Annotated in this window: 19 protein-coding genes; 9 read left to right on the top strand and 10 right to left on the bottom strand. The window is 57.6% G+C overall.

Features of this window, described 5'->3' with window-relative positions; all coding sequences use genetic code 11:
- Position 1 precedes the first annotated feature (1 nt).
- Positions 2-1,933, top strand: coding sequence for a sigma 54-interacting transcriptional regulator (locus ACQKLP_RS20495; protein WP_427324779.1), 1,932 nt, complete (start codon positions 2-4; stop codon positions 1,931-1,933).
- A gap of 70 nt (positions 1,934-2,003) precedes the next feature.
- Positions 2,004-2,924, top strand: coding sequence for an NAD(P)/FAD-dependent oxidoreductase (locus ACQKLP_RS20490; RefSeq protein WP_427324778.1), 921 nt, complete (start codon positions 2,004-2,006; stop codon positions 2,922-2,924).
- Here ACQKLP_RS20490 and ACQKLP_RS20485 read toward each other — a convergent pair whose 3' ends face one another.
- The 4 genes from ACQKLP_RS20485 to ACQKLP_RS20470 all read right to left on the bottom strand — a co-directional run bounded on the left by ACQKLP_RS20485 (position 2,925) and on the right by ACQKLP_RS20470 (position 7,379).
- Positions 2,925-3,596 carry an NAD-dependent epimerase/dehydratase family protein gene (locus ACQKLP_RS20485; RefSeq protein ID WP_427324777.1) on the bottom strand — a complete coding sequence of 224 codons (672 nt, stop codon included), beginning with the start codon at positions 3,594-3,596 and terminating at the stop codon, positions 2,925-2,927.
- A 52-nt stretch (positions 3,597-3,648) separates the two neighbouring features.
- On the bottom strand, positions 3,649-4,854 hold the full coding sequence (locus tag ACQKLP_RS20480) for a multidrug effflux MFS transporter (protein ID WP_427324775.1): 1,206 nt from the start codon (positions 4,852-4,854) through the stop codon (positions 3,649-3,651).
- A 120-nt stretch (positions 4,855-4,974) separates the two neighbouring features.
- Entirely contained in the window at positions 4,975-6,135 is a 1,161-nt protein-coding gene (gene uxuA, locus ACQKLP_RS20475) for a mannonate dehydratase (RefSeq protein WP_427324774.1), read from the bottom strand.
- A gap of 23 nt (positions 6,136-6,158) precedes the next feature.
- The gene (locus ACQKLP_RS20470) at positions 6,159-7,379 is read right to left on the bottom strand and encodes a molybdopterin molybdotransferase MoeA (RefSeq protein WP_427324773.1); all 1,221 of its coding nucleotides are present in this window, start codon (positions 7,377-7,379) and stop codon (positions 6,159-6,161) included.
- A gap of 94 nt (positions 7,380-7,473) precedes the next feature.
- Here ACQKLP_RS20470 and ACQKLP_RS20465 point away from each other — a divergent pair, with 94 nt between their 5' ends.
- The 7 genes from ACQKLP_RS20465 (at position 7,474) to ACQKLP_RS20435 (ending at position 15,453) form a co-directional block, all read left to right on the top strand.
- Positions 7,474-8,517, top strand: coding sequence for a cyclic nucleotide-binding domain-containing protein (locus ACQKLP_RS20465; protein WP_427324772.1), 1,044 nt, complete (start codon positions 7,474-7,476; stop codon positions 8,515-8,517).
- A gap of 375 nt (positions 8,518-8,892) precedes the next feature.
- On the top strand, positions 8,893-10,248 hold the full coding sequence (locus ACQKLP_RS20460; RefSeq protein WP_427324770.1) for a mercuric reductase: 1,356 nt from the start codon (positions 8,893-8,895) through the stop codon (positions 10,246-10,248).
- Complete coding sequence (locus ACQKLP_RS20455) at positions 10,245-10,976, top strand: ABC transporter ATP-binding protein (RefSeq protein WP_427324769.1); 732 nt, start codon at positions 10,245-10,247, stop codon at positions 10,974-10,976. The genes ACQKLP_RS20460 and ACQKLP_RS20455 overlap by 4 nt, the downstream gene beginning before the upstream one ends.
- Positions 10,973-12,517 (top strand): ABC transporter permease/substrate-binding protein, encoded by a 1,545-nt coding sequence (locus ACQKLP_RS20450; RefSeq protein WP_427324768.1) that lies wholly within the window; start codon positions 10,973-10,975, stop codon positions 12,515-12,517. Before ACQKLP_RS20455 ends, ACQKLP_RS20450 begins: the two co-directional genes overlap by 4 nt.
- 1 nt (position 12,518) lies before the next feature.
- Positions 12,519-13,706, top strand: coding sequence for an ergothioneine biosynthesis protein EgtB (gene egtB / locus ACQKLP_RS20445; RefSeq protein ID WP_427324766.1), 1,188 nt, complete (start codon positions 12,519-12,521; stop codon positions 13,704-13,706).
- Positions 13,703-14,686, top strand: coding sequence for an L-histidine N(alpha)-methyltransferase (gene egtD, locus ACQKLP_RS20440; RefSeq protein WP_427324764.1), 984 nt, complete (start codon positions 13,703-13,705; stop codon positions 14,684-14,686). Before egtB ends, egtD begins: the two co-directional genes overlap by 4 nt.
- Positions 14,687-14,811: 125 nt before the next feature.
- Positions 14,812-15,453 carry a hypothetical protein gene (locus ACQKLP_RS20435; RefSeq protein WP_341840798.1) on the top strand — a complete coding sequence of 214 codons (642 nt, stop codon included), beginning with the start codon at positions 14,812-14,814 and terminating at the stop codon, positions 15,451-15,453.
- Positions 15,454-15,543: 90 nt separating this feature from the next.
- On the opposite strand, the gene ACQKLP_RS20430 is transcribed toward ACQKLP_RS20435, so the two are convergent.
- The 6 genes from ACQKLP_RS20430 to ACQKLP_RS20405 form a co-directional block, all read right to left on the bottom strand.
- The gene (locus ACQKLP_RS20430) at positions 15,544-17,361 is read right to left on the bottom strand and encodes a SusD/RagB family nutrient-binding outer membrane lipoprotein (protein WP_427324763.1); all 1,818 of its coding nucleotides are present in this window, start codon (positions 17,359-17,361) and stop codon (positions 15,544-15,546) included.
- A 26-nt stretch (positions 17,362-17,387) separates the two neighbouring features.
- A complete protein-coding gene (locus ACQKLP_RS20425) occupies positions 17,388-20,996 on the bottom strand; it encodes a SusC/RagA family TonB-linked outer membrane protein (RefSeq protein ID WP_427324762.1) in 3,609 nt (1,202 codons plus the stop codon).
- A gap of 175 nt (positions 20,997-21,171) precedes the next feature.
- Complete coding sequence (locus ACQKLP_RS20420) at positions 21,172-22,368, bottom strand: FecR family protein (protein ID WP_427324761.1); 1,197 nt, start codon at positions 22,366-22,368, stop codon at positions 21,172-21,174.
- 89 nt (positions 22,369-22,457) lie between these two features.
- A complete protein-coding gene (locus tag ACQKLP_RS20415) occupies positions 22,458-23,021 on the bottom strand; it encodes an RNA polymerase sigma-70 factor (protein ID WP_427324760.1) in 564 nt (187 codons plus the stop codon).
- Positions 23,022-23,139: 118 nt separating this feature from the next.
- Complete coding sequence (locus ACQKLP_RS20410; protein WP_427324759.1) at positions 23,140-24,030, bottom strand: aldo/keto reductase; 891 nt, start codon at positions 24,028-24,030, stop codon at positions 23,140-23,142.
- Positions 24,031-24,034: 4 nt separating this feature from the next.
- Positions 24,035-26,260: a beta-N-acetylhexosaminidase gene (locus ACQKLP_RS20405; protein WP_427324758.1), complete on the bottom strand. Its 2,226-nt coding sequence runs from the start codon at positions 26,258-26,260 to the stop codon at positions 24,035-24,037.
- Positions 26,261-26,299: the final 39 nt, after the last annotated feature.

The raw sequence follows: 26,299 nt of genomic DNA, 5'->3' as shown, positions 1-26,299 counted from the left end.
TATGAATGAAAAAGTGCTGATCGTGGAAGATCAATTTATCGAAGCCAACGACCTCCGGCTCATGCTGGAAAAAGCAGGATACAGGGTCTGCGGGATCGCGCGGTCGGTACCGCAGGCGCAGGAGCTCATCCGGCAGGACAAGCCCGACCTCGTGCTGCTGGACATATTCCTCAAAGGCAGGCAAACCGGCATCGACCTGGCGCACGAGCTGCGCGAGCAACATATCGCCTTCATTTACCTGAGCGCCAATTCCAGCCAGGACGTGCTCACCGCCGCCAAAGCCACGCAGCCATATGGCTTCCTCGTGAAGCCCTTCCGCGAGCGCGATGTGCTGGCTACGCTGGAAATAGCCCGGTTCCGGCACGAAAACAGCCTGGAATCGCACTTGCGGCGGGAAACGGCGTTGCGGAAGGCACTGGCGCAATTGCAGTCCTTTGGCGGCACGCCGGAACAGCGGCTGTTGCAGGCGGGCATCGCGCTGCAGCCTTACGTGCCCTTCGAATATCTGTCCGTCAGTTTCCGGAAGAACGGCGAGGTGCGCCATTTGCGCGACTATCGCCGGATCGGGTTCAACGAATACCAGGAGCTGGGCGCCGCGGAGCTGGGGAACATCACCGGGCTGCCGGCCGATGTGCTGGCCAAAATGTTGAGCGCCCAGCCCTGGGAAACCCCTGCATTGTTCAACGGCGCCGATTTCACGCAGGAGCAGCGGAATGTTCCCCTCATGCAACAACTCGCGAAATCCTTCCACCTCCAATCTTCCTTCGTATATCCGTTCACTTTACACAACGGCCATACCTGCATCCTCCATTTCTACAGCAAACTGCCCGACGCGTTCCAGCATCCGCATACCGAGATCTGCCAGCGCCAGCGCGACCTGCTGGCCGAACTGGCGGAAAGCAGCGCAGGCGCCGCCCCCGAGCGCGAAGGCACGCCCGCGGCGAGGAAAGCGCCGCCGGCAAAGGTTTTCAACGGCATCGTCGGCAACAGCCACCTGCTGCTCAAAGTGTTCGACCACCTTTCCCAGGCCGCACCGATAGACACTTCCATCCTCATCCTCGGAGAAAGCGGCACCGGAAAGGAAAGGATCGCCGATTGCATCCATCAGTTGTCGCCCAGGCGCAACAAGCCATTCGTGAAAGTGAACTGCGCCGCGCTGCCCGCCACCCTCATCGAATCGGAATTGTTCGGCCATGAAAAAGGCGCCTTCACCGGCGCGATGGAACGCAGGACCGGCAAGTTCGAACAGGCGCACGAAGGCACCGTGTTCCTCGACGAGATCGGCGAAATGCCCGTGGAACTGCAGGCAAAACTGCTGCGCGTGCTGCAGGAACGGGAAATAGAGCGCCTCGGGAGCCGCGCCCCCATCAAGATCAACGTGCGCTTCATCGCCGCCACCAACCGGAACCTGGAAAAAGAAGTAGCCGAAGGAAGATTCCGCCTCGACCTCTATTACCGCCTCAACGTTTTCCCGCTCACCTTGCCCAGCCTGCGCGACCGGGCCGAAGACATTCCCCTGCTCGTACAGCATTTCATCGACCTGTTCAACAGCAAAACCGGCAAACGCATCCAGGGCGTCACCGATAAAGTGATGGCACAACTGCAGCAATACCACTGGCCGGGCAATATCCGCGAACTGGAGCACATGATCGAGCGCGGCATGCTGCTCAACCGCGGGCCGCTCATCGAGGAAATCATGCTGCCAGAAGGCCCCAGGCCGGCCGAGCCCGTTCAAAACACGACGAGCATACTGCCCGACAGCCGGGTGAAAACGATCCATGAGAACGAGCGCGACCACATCCTCAGCGTCCTCAAAAAATGCAATGGCCGCGTATGGGGTGCAGGTGGGGCGGCGGAACTACTGCAAATCCCTCCCACCACGCTTCATTCGAAAATGAAAAAACTCGGCATCCGGAAAGAACATCTCAGCTAATCCGTGGAAAGTACAATTTTGACCGGCATTAGCACAATGGACCGTATTCCTGAAACCCTATTTTTGCAACATGGTTTCAAATGACAATATCCAGGAATACGAAGTCGCCATTGCAGGCGGATCGTCTGCGGGCCTCAGCGCCGCGCTGACATTGGGGCGGACGTTGCGCAAGACCGTCGTGATAGACGGCGGATCTCCGCGCAACCGCTTTGCGGCCCACGCCCATAATTTCTTCACGCGCGACAATACCCCGCCTTCCGAGCTGCTCCGCATCGCCCGGGAACAGTTACAGCCGTATGAAACGGTAGACCTGGTGGAAGGGTACATTACGACGGCGTCAAAAACGGACGGCGGATTCCTACTGGAAACGCGCGCCGGCGACAGGTATTTCGCAAAAAAAATCGTGCTGGCCACCGGTTTGAAAGACGACCTGGACGATATTCCCGGACTGGAGGAACTCTGGGGCAACCGCGTCATCCATTGCCCGTATTGCCATGGCTGGGAAGTGCGCCGGCTGCCGGTTTGCGTGATCGCCAACGGCGAAGCGGCCGAACATTACGCCGTGACGTTATCCAACTGGCACAGCGACATCACCTTCCTCACCCAGGGCGAAAGCCGGATCAGCGCGGAAATGACGGAAAAATTCGTGGAGAAGGGATATAAGCTGAACACCACCCCCATCAAGGGTTTGGAGAAAAGCGGAGAAGGCGTGAAGATCACGCTGCAAAACGGGGATGTGCTGGAAACCGGCGCAGTGTATTACCGGCCGCAGAAACTCTTGTACCATAATTCCCTGGCGGAACAACTGGGCTGCGAAATGAGCCCCGACGGCGTGGTGACCGTCAGCCCGATGTTCGAGACCACCGTACCGGGCGTTTTTGCCGCCGGCGACCTCACGCACGCAGGGCTTCACCAATTGTATATGTCGGCCATGGGCGGACATCTGGCGGGTACCAACGCCAACCGCCAGTTGACGCAGGAGGCTTGGTGATCAGGGTTTGGCGGCGAGTTTGTGTATATCCCTCACTTCGATGACCTTGGATGAATAGCCGTTGCGGGCAACTTCGATCATGGCCTTTCCCAGCTCCTGCAACGTGCTGGCGAAGCCCGGGAAAAGGGAACGGAAAAAAGGGAACATCCAGCCGAGGTATTTGTAGATCGTGACGAGGTTTTTTTGTCCTTTCGTTGCTTTCAGTAATCCTGGCCGAAACGCGAAAACCGCGCGGAAAGGGAGTTTCATGAGGTCGTTCTCCGTTTTGCCCTTTACCCGCGCCCACATGACGCGGCCATGTTCGGAACCGTCCGTCCCGGAGCCGGACACATAGCAAAACGCGATATCGGGGTTAACGGCGGCCATCGCTTCGGCCACGTGCATCGTGAGCACATATGTCTGCCGGTAATATTCCGGTTCGCTTTTCCCGACGGATGAAACGCCGAGGCAGAAGAAACAGGCGTTGTAGCCGGCAAACTGATCGGCGATGGATTTGACGTTGAAAAAATTCTCATGGAGGATCTCCTTCAGTTTGGGATGGCTGTACCCCGACGGTCTGCGATTGATAATCAATACCTTCTCGACATTCGGGTTTTGCAGGCATTCCAGAAGAACGCCCTCTCCGACCATTCCGGTGGCGCCTGTGAGTATGACGCTAAGGTTTTCTGGCATGAGGGGTTGGATTTTTTCCGAAAGTAATACAAATCCCTCAAAACGGCGCCCGTCAGGATTGCGCCGTTTTCCGCGAAGCGATGACCGTCCGCCCAACGGCCAGTATCAACAGCGATAGCAAAGCAGCCACCGCCATGCAGGCGGCCATGGGGAATGCGGTATTTTCCTTGAAAAGGCTCACGAACACCGAAGCCAGTGCGCCTGCGCCCATTTGCAGCGCGCCCATGAGCGCGGAAGCCGTTCCTGCGTTGCGCGCGAACGGCGCCAGCGAAAGTGCGGCGGTGTTGGGGTTCACGAAACCCAGGCAGCAAAGCAGTACGGCCAACGTGCCGATCGTACCCCACAAACCCAGCCATCCCGCACCCGATCCCCACACAAACACCAGCGCAGCCACGCTCATTACAGACAGCGCCACGGGTAAGATCTGTTCGCTGCTGTAGCGTTTCAACACCAGGGTATTAACCTGGCTGGAACCGATGAAACCCACGCTCAGCGCAGCAAACACCCATCCATATGCTTTATCCGACAATTGGAAAACCTGCATGAAAACTTTCGGCGAACCGGAAACGTAGGTGAACAACGCGGAAAACGACACGGCACCGGTGAGCGCATAAGTATAGAATTGCGGTTCTTTCCACACCGACCAGAAATTGCGGATAATGGGCGCCGGCTTGAGCGACAGCGAAGTATCCGGCCGGAAGCTGTCTGGCAGCCAAAAAATGCACGCCAGCAGCATGAGCGCCCCCATCACGGCGAGTATCGTAAACACCGAATGCCAGCCGATGGCGCTGGTCACATATCCGCCGACGGTAGGCGCCACCATGGGAGACGCGCCCACCACCAGCATCAGCAGCGCAAACACTTTCGCGTTTTCATGAACGGGGAACAGATCCCGCACCATGGCCATAGCCGCCACCGTAGCCGCACAGGAACCCACCGCCTGGAAGAACCGCAGCCACACGAGGCCGTCCAGCGAAGTGGCGAATGCGCAGCCTACCGATGCAGCGATATAGAGCAGCAGCCCTATGTACAGGGGGTTCTTCCGCCCGAAGCGGTCCAGCAGCGGGCCATACAGCAATTGTCCGGCGCAGATGCCGATGAAATAACTGGATAATGTCAGTCCCACCCTTTCCACATCCACCCCCAGATCTTCCGCGATGGCGGGGAAGCCGGGCAGGTACATGTCGATCGTAAAAGGGCCCAGCGCGGTAAGGCTGCCCAAAATGAGAATCAGCGATAAATAAGTCGAACGTTTCAAACCGGGATTCGAATAGACGGTTGTGCTGCGTGGCCGGTAGCCAAACGGCGCAACAGATGATTAGACAATAAATTTCAATGCAGATTGTGAAGGAGAATGCCCGGCAAAGATAGGGAATTTTCAACTCCGCAAAATCCCCATTTCAAGCCCCCTCAGTTCCGCAAGCCCTTTCAACCGCCCGATGCCGCTGTACCCGGGATAGGTTTGCTTCGCCAGATCGTCCAGCATCTGGTGGCCGTGATCGGGCCGCATGGGCAGCGAAACATTGCGCCGCCGCATCGATTGCGTGAGGGCGTGCACCACGGCATACATGTCTACATCCCCATCGAGATGATCGGCTTCGTAAAAATCGCCCCCCGCCAGGCGGCGGATGTTGCGCAGGTGGATGAAATGGATACGGTCCCCCAGCCGCTCTACGATCCCCGCCAGATCGTTCTCCGGCCGCACGCCCAGCGAGCCGGTACAGAAACAGATGCCGTTGGCCCTTTCGGGCGATGCATGCAAAATAGCCGCCAGATCCGCTTCCGTGCTCACGATGCGCGGCAGGCCCAGCAAGGGATACGGCGGATCGTCCGGATGAATGGCCAGGCGGATGCCGTTTGCTTCCGCCACCGGCGCCACCTGACGGAGGAAGTAAAACAAGTGCTCCCGCAGCTTCGCCGCATCAATGTGATCATATTCGGCCAGCGCGCGGAGAACACCTTCGCGGGTAAAACGGTCGTCGCTGCCGGGCAGGCCCAGGAGCGCGTTGTGAAAGAGGGTCTCGCGTTGCTGCGGCTTGAGGGATTGTAATTTTTTTTCGGCGGACAGGATTTCTTCGGCCGAATAATCCGCTTTCGCACCGGGGCGGTTCAGCAGGAAAAGATCGAACGCGATGAACGCGGCGCGGTCGTAATACAGGGCACGCGCGCCGTTGGGAAGTTCGTAGCTCACGTTGGTGCGCATCCAGTCCATCACCGGCATGAAATTGTACGTAACCGTCGACACGCCGCACCGGGCGAGGTTTTCCAGGCTTTCTTTATACCGTTGGATGTGGCCCTGAAAATCGCCGCTGGATTTTTTGATGTCTTCATGCACGGGGAGGCTTTCCACGACCGACCAGCGCATGCCTTCGGCTTCGATGAGCGATTTTCTTTTTTCGATTTCTTCAATTGTCCAGGTTTCGCCAACGGGGATGTGGTGAAGGGCAGTTACAACGCCGGTGCAGCCGGCCTGTCGGATATCGCGCAGGGAAACGGGGTCTTTGGGCCCGAACCAGCGCATGGTTTGTTCCATCGGCATGAAAGTGGAATTTTAAGCGGCGATCAAAATGGGGAATTCTGCCTGAAAATCCAAACCGGGAAGGCGTTTCCCGCTTCGAAAACGTTTGAAGCCGATGGAAGGGCCATGAATCCGTCGGCCAGCGCCAGCGCGGAAAGGTCGCCCGAGCCCTGGTGCGGAATGGGCAGCGCCTGCAAAACCGCGTCTCCGGAAACGTATAATTTGACGGGGATGAAGTATTCCAACGGCCGGGCGAACGTCAGTGTTTCGGAGAGTTTCGCCAGCACGGGCCTGCGGTCGGGCAAGCCCAGGCAAACTTCCAGCCACGGCCGGATGTAGCGGGCATAGTTGGTCATGACCGACTGCGGGTTCCCCGGCAGGGCAAACACGACCGGGCCGCCGGGCATCCTGCCGAAGAGGATTTTCTTCCCCGGCTTCTGCGCTACGCCATCCACGATCTTCTCCATGCCGGCTTCGGCGAGCACTTCGGGAAGATGGTTGAAGCGCCCGTCGCCCACGGCGCCGGTACAGATCAATACATCGCATCTATGGAGCAATGGGAGCAATTCTTCGGCCATGCGCGGCTTTTCGTCTGCCAGGTGAACGATATCGGCAGGGATCCCCATTTCCCGCAAACCCGCCGCCAGGCTGTAAACATTCGACATGCGGACCTGGTGCGGTTCCGGAGTTTCGCGCACTTCCACCAGTTCGTTCCCCGTGGCCACGAGCAGCACTTTAGGCAGGGCGCTGACTTTCACTTCGGCTTTCCCCGTTCCCGCCAGCACGCCGATTTCCGCCGGGCCAATGCGTACGCCCGGCTCCAGGAGCGGTTTTCCGGCATGTGCATCCGCTCCTTTGCGGTGGATGTGATGGCCGGGCTGAACGTTCCCCAGCACGGTGAACCTGCGGAACCCCTCATGCTCGGCAACTTCCAGCTGATCGAACGGAACGATGGTGTCTGTGAGGTCGGGCAGTACCGATCCGCGCATCACCTCCATCCCGTCTGCCAGGTTGGCCAATTGCAGGCGCGGCATGCCTGCGGCCTGGATGCCCCCGGAACCGAAAACGCGTTGTCCGCGCGCATAACTTTCAAATGCAATGGCGAGGCCGTTGACCGTGACGCGGTCGTATGGCGGGAGAGGCCTGTCTGCATGCACCGTTTCGCGCAGCACGCGGCCTTCCGCCGCTTCGAGCAAAACGGTGGTGACGCCGAAACCAGCGGCTGTGCGCAGCATGGCGTTGTAAGCTTCCGATACGGTCATCATAATCGTGGGTTTTGCTTCCTCAATTTATTCAATTCAGGGGAAGGCATCAAATCGGCACGGCCAACAAATGCGTAAAGGGCTTTGTTTATACAGCATGCAAACCATTCTCCTCGTCGAAAAAAAAGACCGCAAGCGCAGTAGCCTGGCGCCGTTGCTGGAAACGGCGGGATACGCCGTGGAAGCAGCGGCCGACGGGCAGGACGGCATACTCAGGATGCGCAGATCTCCGCCCGATCTCGTGATCTGCGATATGGACATCAAGGGGGTCGACGGCCTGGGGATGCTCCACGTCATGCAACAGGAAGGCCCCTTGCAACTGGTGCCCGCCATCCTCCTCATGAACGACTGGGACCCGCGCCGGTACCGCGAAGCGATGCAACTGGGAGCGGACGATGTGATGGTCCGCCCGTTTTCCGGCGCCGGGCTGCTCCAAACCGTGGCCGTCCGCCTCGAGAAACGGCATCTTCTCCTCCAAAACGCCGCCGCCATCGATCCGTCCGACGAAAACGATTTCCGTAACGTGGTCCGCGCCTTCATTACCGACCGCAATACCGTCCGCCTCGCACCCCATGAAGTGATCTACCGCGAAGGCGAAACGCCGCGGTACATGTTTTACATCATTTCCGGGAAAGTGAAAACCGTGAAAACGCATGAAGACGGGAAAGATCTGCTGATCAGCCTGTACAATACCGGCGATTTCTTCGGGTACATCGCGCTGCTGGAGGAAGAACGCTACAAAGCCACGGCCCTGGCGATGGACGAAACCGAGCTGGCCCTCATCCCGCGGAAGGATGCGGAGGAAATGCTGGGGCGCGTACCATTGATCTTCCAGAAATTCGTGAAAATGCTGGCCAGGAACCTCACGGAAAAGGAAAACCGGCTGGTCGGGATCGCGTATGACACCCTGCGCAAAAAAGTGGCCAGCGCGTTGGTGCATCTGCGGAACAAATATCACCAGGGCACTGGCCAGTATAAGGTCAACATCGCCAGGGATGAGCTGGCATCGCTCGCCGGTACGGCAACGGAATCGCTGATCCGTACCCTCGGCGAATTCAAGCAGGAGAAACTGATCGCCATCAAAGGGCCTTTCATCACACTGCTCGAACCCGGGAGATTGGAAGACATTGCCTTCCATTAGCGGGCATTTTTGGGAGTTTTTGCGAATGAATGACAAAGAGCGCCCGGAACAACCGTATTTTTGATTTTACCTTTTATGAATCACCATTACTTTCCTTAACCTGGTGCCCGGGCGTTCTCCATTTTTTGGGGAACATAACCACCTCCCATGCAGCGGCGGTTATGCTTTTCGTATGAAGCGGGTAGTATGTTGCTGTCAATTCTATCACGCAAATGTAGGATCGGCCAAATATTTGTGGAATGATGCGGGTCAGCCGTAAACTGATATGGGTCAGGACGGAACGGTTTTTGGACACGTCCCCCTGAATCCACGATCCGAACATTGTACCGGCGCGGCTTGTTATAGTAGCTTTAGCGCCAGCAAAACCCTTTCCGGATGAAGAAATATGATGCCATCATTATCGGGGCCGGCCAGGCGGGAACGCCCCTGGCGCGGAAGCTGGCCAAAGCCGGCTGGCGCACTGCCCTGGTGGAGCGGCGCAAGATCGGGGGCACCTGTGTGAACGACGGCTGCACACCCACCAAAACCATGATCGGGGCGGCCAGGGAAGCGTATATGGCCGGGCGCGCCCAACGCTTCGGCATCCCTTCCGGGCTTTCGCAGATCGATCTCCGCAAAGTAAAGGCGCGAAAGGACGAGATCGTAGACCAGGCGGTGGATGGGCTCACCAAATCCGTCGGATCTACCAAAAATCTCGATTACATCGGAGGACAAGCCGTTTTTTCCGGTATGAAAACCATCGAAGTGAACGGGGAAACCCTCCAGGCCGATAATATTTTCATCAATACCGGCGCCCGCCCCGGCATTCCGGACATCGAAGGCCTCGACACCGTGCCTTATCTCACTTCCACCACCATCCTCGACCTCACGGAAACGCCCAAACATCTTTGCATCCTCGGCGCAGGGTATGTGGCCATGGAAATGGGACAAATGTTCCGGCGCTTCGGCGCCCAGGTGACCCTGCTGGAAAAGAACACCCGCATCCTCGGGAAAGAAGACGAAGACGTAGCAGCCGAAATCCATAAAATCTTCGAAGAAGACGGCATCACTATCTGCTGCGGCGCCGAACTGCAGAAAGTTTCAACCTCCAACGACCAGATATTGCTGGAACTGAACGGACGACAATTGACCTGCAGCCATTTGCTCATCGCCGCCGGGCGGACGCCCAACACCGGCGACCTGGGGCTGGACAAAACCGGCCTCCGCACCACCGGCAACGGCATCATCCCCGTCAACGAAAAACTGGAGACCGGCGTGCCCGGCATTTACGCCATGGGCGATGTGAAAGGCGGACCGGCGTTCACGCACATCTCTTACAACGATTACATCATCATTTCCAAAAACATACTCGAACAGCAACAACGAACGATCCGGGACCGGCCCGTACCTTACTGCATGTTCACCGATCCCGAGCTCGGCCGCATCGGGCTTACCGAGCACGAAGCACGGGAACAGGGGAAGAACGTGCTCGTCGCAAAAATCCCCATGACGAAAGTGGCGCGCGGCGTGGAATCGGGAGATACGCGGGGCTTGATGAAAGCCGTGGTGGACAAGGATTCCGGCCTGATACTCGGCGCCGCCATCCTCAGCGTGGCGGGCGGCGAGATCATGTCTGTAGTGCAGATGGCCATGATGGGCGGGCTCCGCTACGACCAGCTGCGGGACGGCGTTTTCGCCCATCCGACGTTCTCGGAATCGCTCAATAACCTGTTCATGTCTATCGAGCCATGATTGAAGCCAGCCAACTTAACAAATCCTTCGACGGCCGCGTGGCGGTGGAGGGCGTTTCCTTCCGCGTGCCGGAAGGCGGGCGCCTCATGCTGCTGGGCACCAGCGGCAGCGGCAAAACCACTACCCTCCGGATGCTCAACCGCCTCATCAACCCCGACGGCGGGACGGTACTTTTCCGCGGGCAGGACACGCGCACCTTCCGCCCGGAGATCCTCCGCAGGCAAATGGGATACGTGATGCAGCAATACGGGCTGTTCCCCCATTACACCGTCGCCGAAAACATCGCCATCGTGCCGCGTTTGTTGCATTGGGACAAGCCCCGCATCCGCCGCCGCACCGAAGACCTGCTCCAGCAGCTCGGCCTTTCCTGGGACGCGCACGCCCACCAATATCCCAACCAGCTCAGCGGCGGGCAACAGCAGCGTGTGGGCCTGGCGCGCGCGCTGGCGGCCGATCCGCCGGTTTTGCTCATGGACGAGCCCTTCGGCGCCCTCGATCCCGTCACCCGCACCCGCATCCGACAGGAGTTCCTGGAGCTGGACGAATTCAAAAGCAAAACGGTGGTGATGGTAACCCACGACATCCGCGATGCGCTCGAGCTGGGCGATCATATCGGCATCATGGACAAAGGCCGGATCATCCAGATGGGCACGCCCGACGAATTGCAGCAAAACCCCGCGAACGATTTCGTGGCGGCATTCCTTCACGGCCAAACCGATGCGTCATGAAAGCATTCCTCCAATTCCTCGAAAGCCAGTCGGGCAAGCTGCTGGAACAAACACTGACGCACATTCACCTCACGCTGTTATCGGTAGCGCTGGCCATATTGGCCGGCGTGCCTTTGGGCATCCTCATCGCGCGGAGGCAAAAGCTGGCGGGCGTTACGCTCGGTTTTGCGGGCGTGATGCAGACCATTCCGAGCATTGCGCTGCTGGGTTTTCTCATTCCCTTGCTGGGCATTGGCCCCAAACCGGCGATCTTCGCATTGTTCCTCTACGCCTTGCTTCCCATCATCCGCAATACTTACACCGGTATCCGCGGCGTAGACGCTACCGTGCGCGAAGCCGCCGTGGCCATGGGGATGACGCGCAGCCAGGTGTTGTTCAAAGCGGAACTGCCGCTCGCCATGCCCGTGATCCTCGCGGGCATCCGCACCGCCGCCGTCATCAATGTGGGCGTGGCTACGCTGGCAGCGTACATCGCGGCCGGCGGACTGGGCGAATTCATCTTCGGCGGCATCGCACTGAACAATACGAACATGATCCTGGCAGGCGCCATCCCGGCGGCTTTGCTGGCGATCCTTTTCGATTTCCTGCTGTCGTGCGCACAGAAATTAAGCATGCGGCACTTCCGATGGGCGGGCGCGGCGGCATTGATCGTGTTTGCGGTTTCCGCCATGACGCCTGCCGCCAAAGGCAAACTGCTCGCGGGTTTCACGCCGGAGTTCATGGGGCGGGAAGATGGATGGCTGGGCTTGAAACGGGTGTATGGACTGAAAATCCCGACAGTGGTCATCAACGATGCCGTCATGTACCAGGCCCTGCACGAAGAAAAACTGGATGTGGTGAGCGGATACAGTACCGACGGGCGCATCCGGGCGTTCCATCTCGTCACCCTCGACGACGACAAGCTCATCTTCCCACCCTACCACGCCGCGCCGGTGGTGCGGAAAGATGCCCTGGAGCGGTTTCCCGAGCTGGGGCCTGCGCTCGGTCTCCTTGCCGGGCGGATCAACGATTCGGTGATGACCTACCTGAATTACCGCGTCGATTTTTTGAAGGAAAGCCCGGCCGCGGTGGCGCGCGGTTTCCTGGAAAAGGAAGGTCTTTTCAAACCCTCGCGGAACGGAAAAAAGGGCGTGGTGCGGATGGGGTCGAAGATATTTACGGAGCAATACATCCTTTGTGAAATGTATAAAATCCTGGTGGAAGGGAACACGGAATTGTCAATTTCTTCGAAAACCGGACTGGGTGGCACGAAAATTTGTTTTGATGCATTGACGAACGACCAGATCGACTTCTATCCTGAATATACCGGCACGGGCCTGCTCGTCATTTTGCAGGAACCCCTGACCGATAATCTCCGGCATAAAGACAGCGCGTATAATTTCGTGCGCCGGCAGTTCGATCACAAATATGGGCTGCAATGGCTGCAGCCCATCGGTTTCAACAACGCATACGCACTTATGATGCGGGAAGAAGCGGCCCGGAAGATGGGCATTCGCAGCATTTCCGATCTCACGCGTTTCCTGGATACGCAAAAAAACTGACATGATAGATGTAACTATTCCCACGGCGCTCCTGCGGCAATACGCGCAGGTCCGCAAATGGACGGAAACCATTTGCCGTCCGCTACAAAAAGAGGATTATGTGGTACAACCTGTAGAAGACGTGAGCCCTCCCAAGTGGCATCTCGGGCATACCACCTGGTTCTTCGAGACGCTGGTGCTGAAAAAATTCCTGCCGGGCTACATCGAGTTCGATCCCATGTTCAACTTCGTTTTCAACAGCTATTACGAAAGCCTCGGCGCCCGCGTGATCCGGACAGACCGCGGCAACCTCAGCCGCCCGACCGTCGACGAGATCTACAAATACCGCAAATACGTGGATTCCGCCATGGAACAGCTGCTCGCCCAGCCGCTCCCGGAAGAGGCAGAAACCCTCATCACCCTGGGCTGCAACCACGAACAGCAGCACCAGGAGCTGTTGTGGTACGATATCAAGTACATCCTCGGCAACAACCCGCTTTTTCCGCCGTACAACGAATCGCCTTCGCCCGAAACGCCCTCTTCCGCGCCCATGCATTTCATCGATATGGAAGCCGGTGTGTATGAGATCGGGTTTGCCGGGGAAGGGTTTTGCTACGACAACGAGCTGGGCCGCCATAAAGTGTACCTGGAGCCTTACGCCATTGCCGACCGGCCCGTCACCAACGGCGAATTCCTCGCTTTCATAGACGCCGGCGGGTATAAGGAATTCTCGTACTGGCACGCCGAAGGCTGGGACTGGGTGAAGCGAAACAACATCCAATCGCCCATGTACTGGCATTTCGATGATGGCCGATGGATGAACTACACCCTGCAGGGCCTGGTACCCGTGGAACCCGCTGAAACACTGTCCCACATCAGCTTTTACGAAGCCGCGGCCTTCGCCGCCTGGAAAGGTTTGCGCCTGCCCACGGAATTCGAGTGGGAAGCGGCGTCCGGGAACTTCGACTGGGGGCAGCGTTGGGAATGGACGGAAAGCGCGTATCTCCCCTATCCCGGTTTTGAGCGTGTAGCCGGAGCCGTGGGCGAATACAACGGCAAGTTCATGGTGAACCAGAAAGTGCTGCGCGGCGCGTCCGAATTCACGCCGGCAGGCCATAGCAGGGCCACATACCGCAATTTCTTCCATCCGCACCTTCGCTGGCAGCTCACAGGCATCCGGCTGGCTAAAACCTTAAAACCGTCTTTATGAGAACAGTAACCGCAACACCGGCGCCACCGCTTTCCCGGGCGCGCCAGGCTTTCCTCCGCGACGTGCTGGAAGGGCTGCAGGCGCATCCCAAAAGGCTGCAGTCGAAATACTTTTACGATGCCGCCGGCGACGCACTGTTTCAGCAGATCATGCATTGCCCCGAATATTACCTCACGCGCTGCGAGATGGAAATCCTCGAAAAGCAGTCGCCCGCCATCGTCAGCGCCATCCGCGCCGTGGCGCCGCAGGCCGACCTGGTGGAGCTGGGAGCGGGAGATGCTTCCAAGTCCGTGCATCTTTTGCGGGAATGGATGCGCGCGGGGATGGGGGTGCGGTATTTTCCCATCGACATCTCTTCCAACATCATCCGTCATTTGCAGGAAACGCTGCCGGAAAGGATCCCCGGGCTCGACGTGCAGGGCCTCAACGGCGAGTATATGGACATGCTGGCCAAATCCGGCCAGGCTGCCGGCCCCGCGCGGGTAGTGATGTTCATGGGCAGCAGCATCGGGAATTTTACGCCGGAGGAAGCCGTGGGGTTCCTTGGCGAGGTGCGCCGGCAGCTGCGCCCGGGAGATATGCTGCTGATCGGTTTCGATCTCCAGAAAAACCCGCGCCAGGTGCTGGATGCGTACAACGACCGCCAGGGCCTTACCCGCGACTTCAACCTGAACCTCCTCACCCGTATCAACCGCGAGCTGGACGCTGATTTCGAGCGGGACCAATTCCTGCATTATCCGACGTACGACCCCTCGTCCGGCGCCTGCAAAAGTTTCCTCATCAGCCTCCGCGACCAGGCCGTTCACATCGGCGGTGCGGTCATCCGTTTCAGGAAAGATGAGCCCGTGTTCATGGAGATCTCGCAGAAATACACACCGGAAGGCATCCGCGAGCTCGCCGCGCGAACGGGCTTCTCTCCCATCCGCAATTTCACGGACGAAAAAGGCTGGTTCGTAGATGCGCTTTGGCTCGCCAAATAATGGAAAAGACGGTTCAATCCATTGAAAGTCAATCCAAAAGAACAACCATAACATACGTGGATAACCGTTGGTCGCAACAATTCCGCGCAAGGCTTGTTAGCATTGTAGTTAAAAGCACCAAAACCATGAAAACTTACAACTATCTTACCCTGTTTGTGATATTTCTGCTGGCGGCCTGCGGAACTACCACGCAAGTGACGAATTTCTGGCGGGCGTCTAACCCCTCCCCCGAAAAATCGTACAACACTATTTTCATAGCCGCCATGGTACACAACCAGAACGCGAAGCAATCCATTGAGAACAACCTGGCCGCTGCGGCGCAGGACAGGGGCTACAAGGCGATCAAGAGCGGCGACATCTTTCCGCCCAACTTCACCCGCGAGAACGTTCCGTCAAAAGAAGCCATTCTCAATAAAGTTCGCGAATTGGGCGCAGACGCCATCTTCACCATCGCCGTGGTAGATAAAACCAGCGAAACCCGCTATGTGCCCGGCTCCGGCCCCTACGCACCCTATCCCGCCTGGGGCTGGTACGGCAGCTTCTGGGGATATTACAATTACTATTACCCGATGATGTACAACCCGGGGTATTACACGACCGATAAGACTTACTTCCTCGAAAGCAACCTCTACGATGCGCAAAACGAATCATTGCTTTTTTCCGTGCAGTCGGAAACGATGAACCCCAACGGGATCGACGACTTTTCGCGCAGCTACACCAAGGCGCTTGTTTCCGCGCTGGAAAGACAGGGTTTGCTGAAAAAATAATAGTTCGCAGGTTGATATAAAAAGGCAAAGCTGACCGGGAAACCGGTCAGCTTGTCGTTAAAATACAAATGAACAATTGATATAAATTCTTTACTGTTTGTCCCACCAGATACGGCCGCGTGAATCCAGGCGGTCGTTGCCATATGCGGCATCTTTCGACTTCATATCATTGATGGCGGCTTCCAGGCTGCCGGCCATCTGCACGGTGGTTACCGGCAAGATGTACCTGCGCGGGATCGTCAGGTTCGTGGAACCGTTGAACAGGTTTTCGAGGTACGCGATACCCGAACCATCACCGATCTTGTTGGCAGCGCCGGCGCGGTAATCGTCGAACTGCGGATAACCCGTGCGTTTCCACATGGCCCAGGATTCTTCGGGCTGCGTGAGGTAATTCACCCAGGCTTGCGAGTAAATGCTGGCGAGGCCGGCGTAGGGATACCGGATGAGGAAATCGCCGAGCACCGCGTCGGCAGCGCCGGGCAGGTTCTGGCTGATACCTTTCTGTTTGTAGAAATCGAAGGAAGCCGTCACCCCGTCGTTATACCATTGCGCGGCGGATTTGCCCAGCCCATTGCCGCCTTTCGCCGCAATTTCCGCCATCATGAAGCAGGCTTCGGCGTAGTTGAGCAGGTTGGTGCGCATGGGGATGGTGCCGCCGTCTACCACCGTTTCATCGAGATGCAGCGAGGGATTTCCCACTTTGAAGCCGCCGTTCTTCACGAACAGCCGGGTGTTGATGAGGGAAATGTAGCTCAGCGTTCTCGTGGCGGTACCGGTGCCGGAAGTAACGGTGAACTGTTTGGTTTTCGTTTGTCCTTCCCAGCCGTACGGCGCCGAGGCGGAAGCCGAGAAAACGTGTTTGCCTACATACCGGCTGTAGTTCACGGCCGCGGAATCGAGCGTGGCTTTGGCGGCAGCGGTGCCGTTGGCTTTCACGTCGTTGTAACCGGCATAGTTGGTACCCCAGTCGTTCTGGCGAACGAGCAGCGGCAGGCGCGGATCGTTGGTGGAGCGAAGGAATTCCACGAAGGCGAACGAGGCTACGTATCCGTTCTGGATGCCGTCGATATCGTCGATGTTGTTATTCCAGTCGCGGGTGTTGGTATATCCGAATGATTCGTCCTGTTTGGAGATGATCTTTCCGCCGAAGTTGGTGGCGATATCCGTCAACACCGCCGCCAGGTGCGCTGCATCGCGCTTTTCGTAACGTTGTGCGATCTTGATGCGCAAGGTATTGGCGAAACGGATCCACTTGTCTTTATCGCCGTTGTAGAAGAAATCCTGTTTCACGAACGGGATCTGTTCTGCGTCTACGGTAGCAGACAGTGCTACTACGGCTGCTTTCAGGGTGTTATCGAAACTTTTGTACAGGTCCCATCCGAAGTCGAATTTCGGCGTGGGGAATTCCGTTACCTTGAAGGCCTGGCTGTAAGGCAATCCGCCGTAAATGTCAGACACTTTCCAGGCGTCGTAGGTATTCATGATCTCGCAAACGTAGCGCAGGTTGGCGTACCCTTTCTTCACGGCGCCGTCTTCCATCTTGTCGATCTTGGCGATGATGCGGTTATAATCGCGGCCGGTGGAAGTGAAGTAGTCGGAATAGAAGCTGCCGGAGGGGCTGGGGAAGGTAGTTTTCCCCGGATCGCAGAAAGCGCCTTCCATCGCGTCTTTATCGACAACGTCGGGCGTGATGTATTGCATATACCGGAGCGATGATCCGTATTTGGAGATGAGCATGCTGCGGCCGGCCATGGAATAGTCCATGGTGGCGGCGGTAAAGAGGAACTCGGGCTTGGTGTCGTTAAGTGCCTGCGGGTTCGTGTTGGCTTCCTGGAAATCCTTTTTGCAGCTCTGCGTCATGATGCCGGTCAGCACGAGGCCCATTGCCAGTTTATTGAAATGCTTCATGTGGATTGTCGTTTTTGATGTGCAGGTTAGAAACTGATGTTAAGGGTAACGGCGTAATTGCGGGAGAACGGTACAGCCCCGGTGATCATGGGATTGAAGGGGTTGTTGCTCTGCAGCGATTCGGGGTTCTGTCCACCGTTCAGGCCGTTGTACAGGTACCCGATATTGCGCGCCGTGAACCGGAGGCCTGCGCCTTTCATGCGGATTTTGCTCACGATGGCTTTCGGCACCTGGTAGCCCAGCGAAACCTCGCGGAGCATCACCCACGATACGTCGGTAACGGAGCCGTTGTCGAGATAAGTCCCCCAGCCATAGGAGTTCAGGTAATAGCTGGCGGCTTTCCAGGGCTCCACGAGGCCGGCTTCATATGCCTGTCTGAACGTCATGCCACCGATATCCTTGCCATTGATGGGAGATTTCTCGCCCGCTCTGAACACGGCATCGGGAACGGCGCCATCGTAAATCGTTTTGCCGTTGTAGGAATCCGTACGGGCCACGCCGCCGTTTTCCTGGTCGCGGTACTGGAGGCTGTTGAGGAGGTTACCCCGCTGCATGCCGTAGTTGTAGGCTTCGGAGTAAGCCTTGCCGCCTACGCGCGCATCCACCTGCATGTACAGCTGGAAATCCTTATAACGCAGGTTAGTGTTCACACCTGCCAGCCAATCGGGCTCTACGCGGCCGATGGTTTGACGCTCACCGGGCTTGAACTGTTTCGGCACCCAGGAATACTGCATGAATTTATGTTTCCTTTCGGGGTCTGTGCTTTCTGCATAACCGCCCACGCTGATCAGCGGGAACCCGGTGGCCGGGTCGCGCTCGCGCCAGGAAGAGTTGGCCGTCAGCACACCAAAGTCGCCGCCTTCATAAGCCCAAACGCCGGCGCCATCATAATCGCCCATGAGCTCGCGCGCTTGCAGCGACGGGTGCAGGGAAATGATCTTGCCGCGGTTGCGGGTGAAGTTGGCCGACACGTCCCAGCGGAAGTTCTTGCTGCGCACGGGCGTCACGTTCACCAGCACTTCGATCCCCTGGTTCTGGATATTGCCGGCATTGATACGGCGGAGGCTATACCCGGTCTCTATCGGGTTGGGGATGGTGATGATCTGGTTGAAAGTGTTGGTGCGGTACCAGGCAAAGTCCAGGCTCACACGGTCGTTCAGGAACGAGAGGTTGGTACCCAGTTCCAGGGAGCGCTGGATCTCGGGCTTCAGGTCCATGATGGGCAGCACGTTCGCGTTCTGCATGGTGGCCGTTACTACAGACTGGCCGGCGCCGTTGAGGGTAGTGCCCTGCAGGTAGCTGCCGAAGCTCGTCTGGTAAGGGTCCGTACCTTTACCCACCCAGGCCAGCGAAGCACGCAGCTTGCCGAAGCTCAGCCAGGCCGGCATGGCGCTTTTCCACATGTCGCTGAAAGCCCAGGACACGTTCACGGAAGGATAGAAAACGGAGAAATTGTTCTCGCCCGGCACGCCTTCGGGATACATGAGGGAAGACAGCCAGTCGTTACGACCTGTCAGTTCCAGGTTCAGATAATCTTTCCAGCCGAAGTTCAGGATCGCGCCCACGGCTGCGGCACGCGAATCGGGCGAACGGTAGCTGTAGCGGCGCTGGTTCGTGATATCGTTCACGGAGTTGGTGAGCGTGAACACGTTGGGAACGATGAGGCCGCCGTTGGTATTGGCGCCATATTCTTCGCGCACGCCGTTTCCGTAATACTCGTTGTACAGGCGAACATCGATGTCGAGATCGCCGTTCAGGGCTTTGCGGGCGCCATGGGCCATGAACAGGTAGTTGTAGGAAGAGCGGTAATCGCCGCCAACGGAATAATAACCACCGGAATGGAATTTCCCGCTGCCTTTTTCCTTCTGTTCGGAGAAGATTTTATAGCTGTTGATGTTGGCTTTCGCAGATACATCGATCCATTCGTTCAGCTGCGCTTTCAGTTGGAGGTACGCCAGCAGTGATTTCTCGCGGCGGTTGTTATCGCGGTTGTCGAACCGGTTGAAGGCTGCATTCACGACGTTGTCGTACTGCGAATAACCGTAAGAGCGCATGGAGTTATCGGGCAGGCGGTAATTCGCTTTCCAGTCGGCCAGATCGGTATTGCGCGGTACGGAATAATAAGTGAGGAAGCCGAGGTTTTCGCCGCCGGTCCAGTAGTAACGGCCTTGTCCGTATGGATTGCGGGCATCCGTCAAAGCATAGGTGGCGCCGGCTTCCAGGGAAAATACGTTGTTGATCTTACCCGTGGTGCGGAAGTCGAAGTTGTTCCTTTTCACCTGGTTGTTGGGGAGCGTTCCGTCGTTCCGGAGGTTGGAATAGGAAAGGCGGTACGTCACGTTTTCGCTGCCGCCGGAAATGGCGACGTTGTTATTGATATAGTTCCCGTTCTGGAAGAAGGTTTTCCAGTTATTGGACTGCGGGGAAAAAGGGACCATTTTGGCGGGATCGTAAACGGAGGGGTGCATGCTGCCGTCCATTTTCGGGCCGAAGCTGTAGGAGGTGGCCACCTGCGTGCCATCGGGCTTCCAGTTGCCTTCGCGGAAAAAAGCGGAGCCGGAGCCGTAGACGTCTTGCAGGGGGAGGCCGTTGCGGTAGATCACCTGCGACTGGTAGGTACTGTTGAAGGAAACGCCGATCCCCTGCCCGGAGGCGCCTTTCTTGGACGTGATGACGATCGCGCCGTTGGCCCCGCGGGTGCCGTAAAGGCTCGTGGCCGCCGCGCCCTTGAGCACGGTGATGCTTTCATAATCGTCCGGGTTGAGGTTCTTGAGCTGGGAGCCCTGGTCTACCCCGTCTGCATCGTAGGTATTGGTTTCGATCACCATACCATCCACCACGAAGATCGGCTGGTTGTTTTTGTCCAGCGATTTGGCCCCGCGGATGATGATGGAGGGGGAAGATTGTACCCCGGCCGCGCCCATCACGTTGATGTTGAGGCCGGCCACCTTGCCCTGGAGCGCGGTGATGGGAGAAATCGTGTTGGCGCGCTGCACTTCTTCACCTTTTACGGTGGTGAGCGCATATCCGAGCTTGCGGTCTTTTTTCGTGATGCCGAGCGCCGTTACCACCACGTTTTCGAGCGTCTGCGAGTTTTCGCGGAGCACGATGTTGACCTGGAGGCCGGCACCTACGGTCACTTCCTGGTTGGTGAAACCGATGAAGCTGAACTGGAGCACGTCTCCGGCCTTCGCTTCCACGGTGAACTCGCCGCGGGCGTTGGTAGACGTTCCGCGCGTGGTGCCTTTCACGCGAACGGTAACGCCCTGGAGCCGCTGGCCGGTGGAGTCAGACACCACACCGCGCACTTCCGCGAACCGCGCTTCCGCCACGTCCGCCGTTGCTTTTTCCTTCACCACCACCGTATTGCCTACGATGGTGTAACCCAGCGGCTGCCGGGCGAAGCAGAGGTCCAGCACCGTTTCCAGGCGTTCGTTGGTGACGTCCAGGGAAACGCTTCCGGCTTTCCGGAGCAACGACTCGTCATAAAAAAATGCATACCCGGTTTGCTTCTTGATGGCACGGAAAATCTTTTCCAGTGATACATTCCGCTGCGAAATCGTCACGTTCTGGGAAAAGGTTTTGGCGCTGATCTGCAAACAGAAAGCCAGGAGAAAGGCGGCTGTCAGCTTCATACACAAATAGATTTTGGGACTCGGCCCAGGTCGGAAATACCGGGCGCCACGTAGAATTTTTTGCATACTTTCGTACAGGTTTGGGTGATAAAATGCTGTTATCGCTAAATTCTTCCTTTATAGGGACGATACCCGGACTTCCGCCGCCCTGACTCTCACCTCAGGGCGGTTTCAATTAAGGCATTACTATTATTTTCTTGTCTTCTATCCTGAAATGCACATTGGATGCCTCCAAAATGCGCAGTACTTCCGATGCCTTCGAGTTCCGGGAAATATCGCCCCCGAAACGCCTGTCCGGGATCCGCCCTTCATACTCGATCTCCACGTCGTACCAACGTGCCAACTGGCGCATCACGGCGTAAAGGCTGGTCTGGTCGAAAGAAAAATATCCGTTTTTCCACGCCATCACGGCGTCTGTGTTCACTTCATGCTGTACCTTGATCTCCCCTTCCCCGTTCACGATCGATTGCTCGCCGGGCCGGAGCCTCCGTTGCTGCCCGCCGGCCGAAATCTCCACGCTCCCTTCCAGCAGCGTCGTTTCCATGGCCGCCTCGTCTTCATACGCCTGCACGTTGAAATGCGTGCCCAGCACCCGTACTTCCATCCCGCGGCTCATCACCACAAAAGGCATCCCTTCCTGCTTCGCCACTTCGAAATACGCTTCCCCGCTGATCTCCACCCGCCTTTCCGCTCCGGCGAACGCCGCCGGGAACCGGATCGAGGAAGCCGCGTTCAGCCACACGGCCGTACCGTCTGCCAGCAGCAGCCGGAACTGTTTGCCACGGGGTGTTTGCACGGTATTGAACACCACATCCTTCCCGTTCTTTTCCTTCCCGTCGTACCGCAACCCGCCACTGCCTTGGATCACGGCCATTCCGCCCTGCACCGCCAGCGTACCCGTGCCGGCACTGTCCAGCACAATTCGGTCGCCGTTGCCCAGCGTCAATATCGCGCCGTTGGTGCCGGGCAGGATGTCGCGCCCGGATTGGGTGGCTATATGTTGAGCGTAGCTTTGATCGGCAGACCGCCGGCTGATAAAGATCCACGCCGCCACGCCCAAAACGAGCAGCACCGCGGCCGCAGCGGCCAGGCGTTTCCAGGAATGCCGGCGGATGGGGGTTTGCCGGCGGATGGCAGGACTGATCGCTTCGGCCTCCTCCATCAACTGGCGGTATTTATCGTTCCAGTCGAGGTGCGAACCGGCGCCGCTTTGCTTCGCATCGTCCCAGTTCCGGCGCATAACGGCCGACAGCCCGGGCAAATCATCGCCATGCTCCGCCATGCGCAGCATTTCGTCCAGTTCCTCCCGCGAGATCGTTCCGCTGAGGTACCGGCTACAGAGCAATTCCCATTTGTGTTCCTGATCGTTCATGCAAATGTTGGATAGGCAGCGTTTGCGGCTGTCAATGAAGTAAGACGGATAAAAAAGCGGGAGTAACTAGTGGATGCGGAAATATTTTTTTATACCCTGCCCAGGAAGAGGATCAGCAGGGCCAGGTCCATTTCTCTGGACAGGTAGCTGCGGATGAACCGCTGCGCCGCTACGATGTGATTATTGACGGTAGAACGGGATATCTGTAATTGGGTGGCGATCTGGTCGTGGCTCATGTCGGATTCGCGGCTGAGTTGATATACTTTTCGCGCTTGCGGCGGAAGCAATTCCACCGCCCTGCGCAGTTTCCCCTCGAATTCGCGTTGCTGCAACTGCATGTCCGGCCGCTCCCCGGCTGCCGCCTGGATGTCTTCCCAGAGAAGCTCGCGGAGCGCGCTGTCTTTGGCCGCTGCTCGCAGAAAGTCGATGGATTTGTTGTGCGCCACCCTGAAAAGGAACGCGTCGAAATTGCGGACCTGCGCCAGCAGTTCGCGCCCCAGCCATATTTTCATGAAAACGTCGAGCACCAGCTCTTCTGCCACCTGCTCCGACCGGATGAATTTCGAAACGAATGCGAAAAGCCGTCCGCGGTATTCGTCAAATAATTCCCTGAATGCAGGCTCGTCGCCTCCTGCAATCTTCCGCAGAATCAATTGTTCATCATATATTTTGTTGGCCGGCAAGGATAATCCGTTAGGTTCTGGTTGACTGTTGATATACTACCCTGTACCATCAAACGTAAAAATAAAAGCGAATACTACCAAATTAAAGTCAGACATAATTTTCATACTCCCGCACCGGTACACTGGCGGTAAGCATTTCGTATTCCGCTTCGTTGAACCGCGGCGCTTCCGCCGCCGCGTCCTCCAATTGTTCGATCGTTCTCAAACCCGCCACCGCGCTCGTTACCGCAGGATGCATGAGCACGAATTTCACGGCGGATTGCGCAGTTGTACGGTGTTTGCCTGACACTTCCAAAATTGCGGCCTGCGCGTTTTCCACTTCCTTTTTCGAAAGATGGAGATAGTCGACCGCGGGCTTCCCCGCCAGCAAACCCTTTGCCAGACTGCCGCGGGCCAGCACACCGATGTGATGGTGCTCGAGAACGGGCAAACAGGAAACTTCCGGCCGGCGGTCGAGCAGGCTGTATTGCATCATCACGCTCACGATGTTGCTGCGCTTCGCATATTCGCGGATCACATTGGGGCGGATCGAAGAAATGCCGTAGTGGCGGATTTTCCCCTGTTGTTTCAGTAGCTCGAACGCTTCGATGGTTTCGTCGATCGGGTCATCCATCGTTCCGCCGTGCAACTGGTACAGGTCGATGTAATCGGTTTGCAGGCGCTGCAGGCTTTTGTCCGCACACGCCAGGATGTACTCCTTCCGCGGGTTCCAGTCCCACCCCGACCCGTCGGCCCGCCACTGGTTGCCGGCTTTGGTGGCGATGATGACGTCTTTCCGTTTTTCTTTCAGCGCCTTGCCGACGGTGCTTTCGTTGAAGCCCTTGTCGTACAGGTCTGCCGTATCGAAAAAGTTGATGCCCAGTTCCACCGCACGATGGAGGATGCGCGCGTTGGCGGCATCGTCCATCCCGAGCGACATACATCCGAAAGACACTTCACTGATGCGCAGCCCGCTGCTGCCGAGGTCCGAGTAGTTCATACTTCTAATATACGATAATCTCGTCCGTGAACAGGAAACCCTTCTGCACCGGCGCTATCACGCGGATGTAGCGGCCCTGCCTGCCGCGGAGGTCGAATTTGAAATCCTTGAAGATGAGTTTTTCATGCGTGGGCGGAACGTCGTTGGGGACGGTGCTCGTTGCCGCCATCACCAACCCGCGTACGTCATCGGCCACCTGTACCTGCACGTGCGGCGGCATGTAGACGCCGGGGCCGGTGAGCTGCATAAATCCGATGGAAAGGCTTTCCAGCGGCTGCGATTCGCCGAGGTCGATGGTTACGTCCAGCCCTTTGCCCAGGAAGCCCTGCCATTGGCCGTCTCCATAGGTGAGCGATCCGCGGTAGCCGTTGACGAGGGTTTGCGCTTGCTGCGCGGGGTAACTGCCGCTCCAGGGTGCGTTGTAGATCACGGATTTGCCGATCGCCTTGTGATAATTGACGGGCACGTTCACGGGGCGGCCCATGAGCATGGTGTCGCGGAAGATGGCGGCAGTAAGGGTTGCGGTGCCGGGTACTTCCACCGGTCTCACGTACAAGGTCGAATTCGCTGTGGGGCGCGAGCCGTCGAGCGTATAGCGGATAACGGGCTGGAATTGTTCGGTCTGGAAGGAAACGATCGTTTGTTTGCGGACGGTGTCGATCATGGTTTTTGGTTCCAGTTGCCACGACGGGCGGTAGTAATTCACCTGTTTCCTTTGGAGGAGGCGGTAATGCGCCTGCAGGCGGGTCTTGAAATCTTCCCATCCGCGTTTTTCCCTTTGCGACCATAACACTTCCGACAGCGCGATCATCCGCGGGAACACCATGTATTCCACCTGGTACGTCGTCGGCATATATTCGGACCACACGTTGGCTTGTGCGCCGAGGACGTGATGGGCTTTTTCTGCGGGAAGCTCGGCGGGGATGGGCTCGTAGGCATATACTTTCGAAAGCGGAAGGTAGCCGCCGATGGTGAGTGGCTCGGTAGACGGATCTGACTGGTAGCTGTCGAAATAGCAATAACCGCCGGGCGTCATCACCACGTCGTGCCCTTCGGAAGCGGCGGTGATACCGCCTTTTTCGCCGCGCCAGCTCATGACGGTGGCTTCCGGTGCGAGGCCGCCTTCGAGGATTTCGTCCCAGCCCATCAGTTTGCGGTTGTGGGCGATGAGGAATTTCTCCATGCGTTTTACCGCGTAGCTCTGGAGGGCTTCTTCATTGGTGAGGCCATGTTCCTTCATGCGGCGCTGGCATTTGGGGCATTTCTTCCAGGCAGATTTATCGGCTTCGTCGCCGCCGATGTGGATGTATTGCGAAGGGAAGATGTCCATCACTTCGCGCAGCACGTCTTCGAGGAAAGTAAACGTGCTATCGTTGCCCAGGCAGAACTCGGATTGTTTGTAGGGCTCGCCCGCGCAGGAAAGATGCGGGTAAACGGCCAATACTTCTTCCGAATGCCCCGGCATTTCGATTTCCGGGATCACGGTGATGCCCCGGCGCGCGGCGTATGCCACTACGGCACGGGCTTCGGCCTGCGTGTAATAGCCGCCATAGGCGTTGGGATTGCCTTCTTCCACATAATGCCGCGGGCTTTTCCACCATTCCATATAATTGGCGTGCGTGCGCCATGCGGCTTTCTGCGTGAGCGCGGGATATTTTTTGATCTCGAGGCGCCAGCCGGCACCGTCGGTAATATGCCAATGGAAAACGTTCATCTTGTACATCGCCATGAGGTCGATGTATTTGTACATGAAAGTGAGGGGGAAGAAGTGGCGGGATACGTCGAGATGCAGCCCCCTGTACCCGAAGCGCGGCCGGTCTGAAATAGTAACCGCCGGGAGGATATTCGGGTCGGGTTGCGTGGCCATGATCTGCAGGAGGGTATACATTCCGTGCAGGGCGCCGGCGCGGCCGGATGCGTAAATCCGAATTTCCTTCGGACCGATGAGCAGCCTGTACGCCGCGCTATCCGCCACCTGCCGTGTGATTTCGCGGAGGATGCGGATGTTGCCCATGCCGGCTTTCCGGAAAGGCATGCCCGTTTGTTGGGACAGCAGGGCCGCCACTTCGCCGAAAGGCGCATCCGCCGTGATGGCGGTTTGAGGGGTGATGGAGAATTGTCCGGCCTGTTCCTGGACCTGTACCGGCGCGGGAATAACATTCACCCGCCCCGTTTGCGCCTGCGCCTGCATGCCTGCGGCCAGCAGCGCGATCAATCCGAGTCGCTTCATTTGTTCACTGTGTTAATTAACCGGGGTGAAATTACTATT

Source organism: Chitinophaga sp. NPDC101104, assembly GCF_050277495.1.
Classification (GTDB): domain Bacteria; phylum Bacteroidota; class Bacteroidia; order Chitinophagales; family Chitinophagaceae; genus Chitinophaga.
The sequence above is the reverse complement of the archived record's forward strand: the minus strand, read 5'-3'. Positions and strand labels throughout refer to the sequence as shown.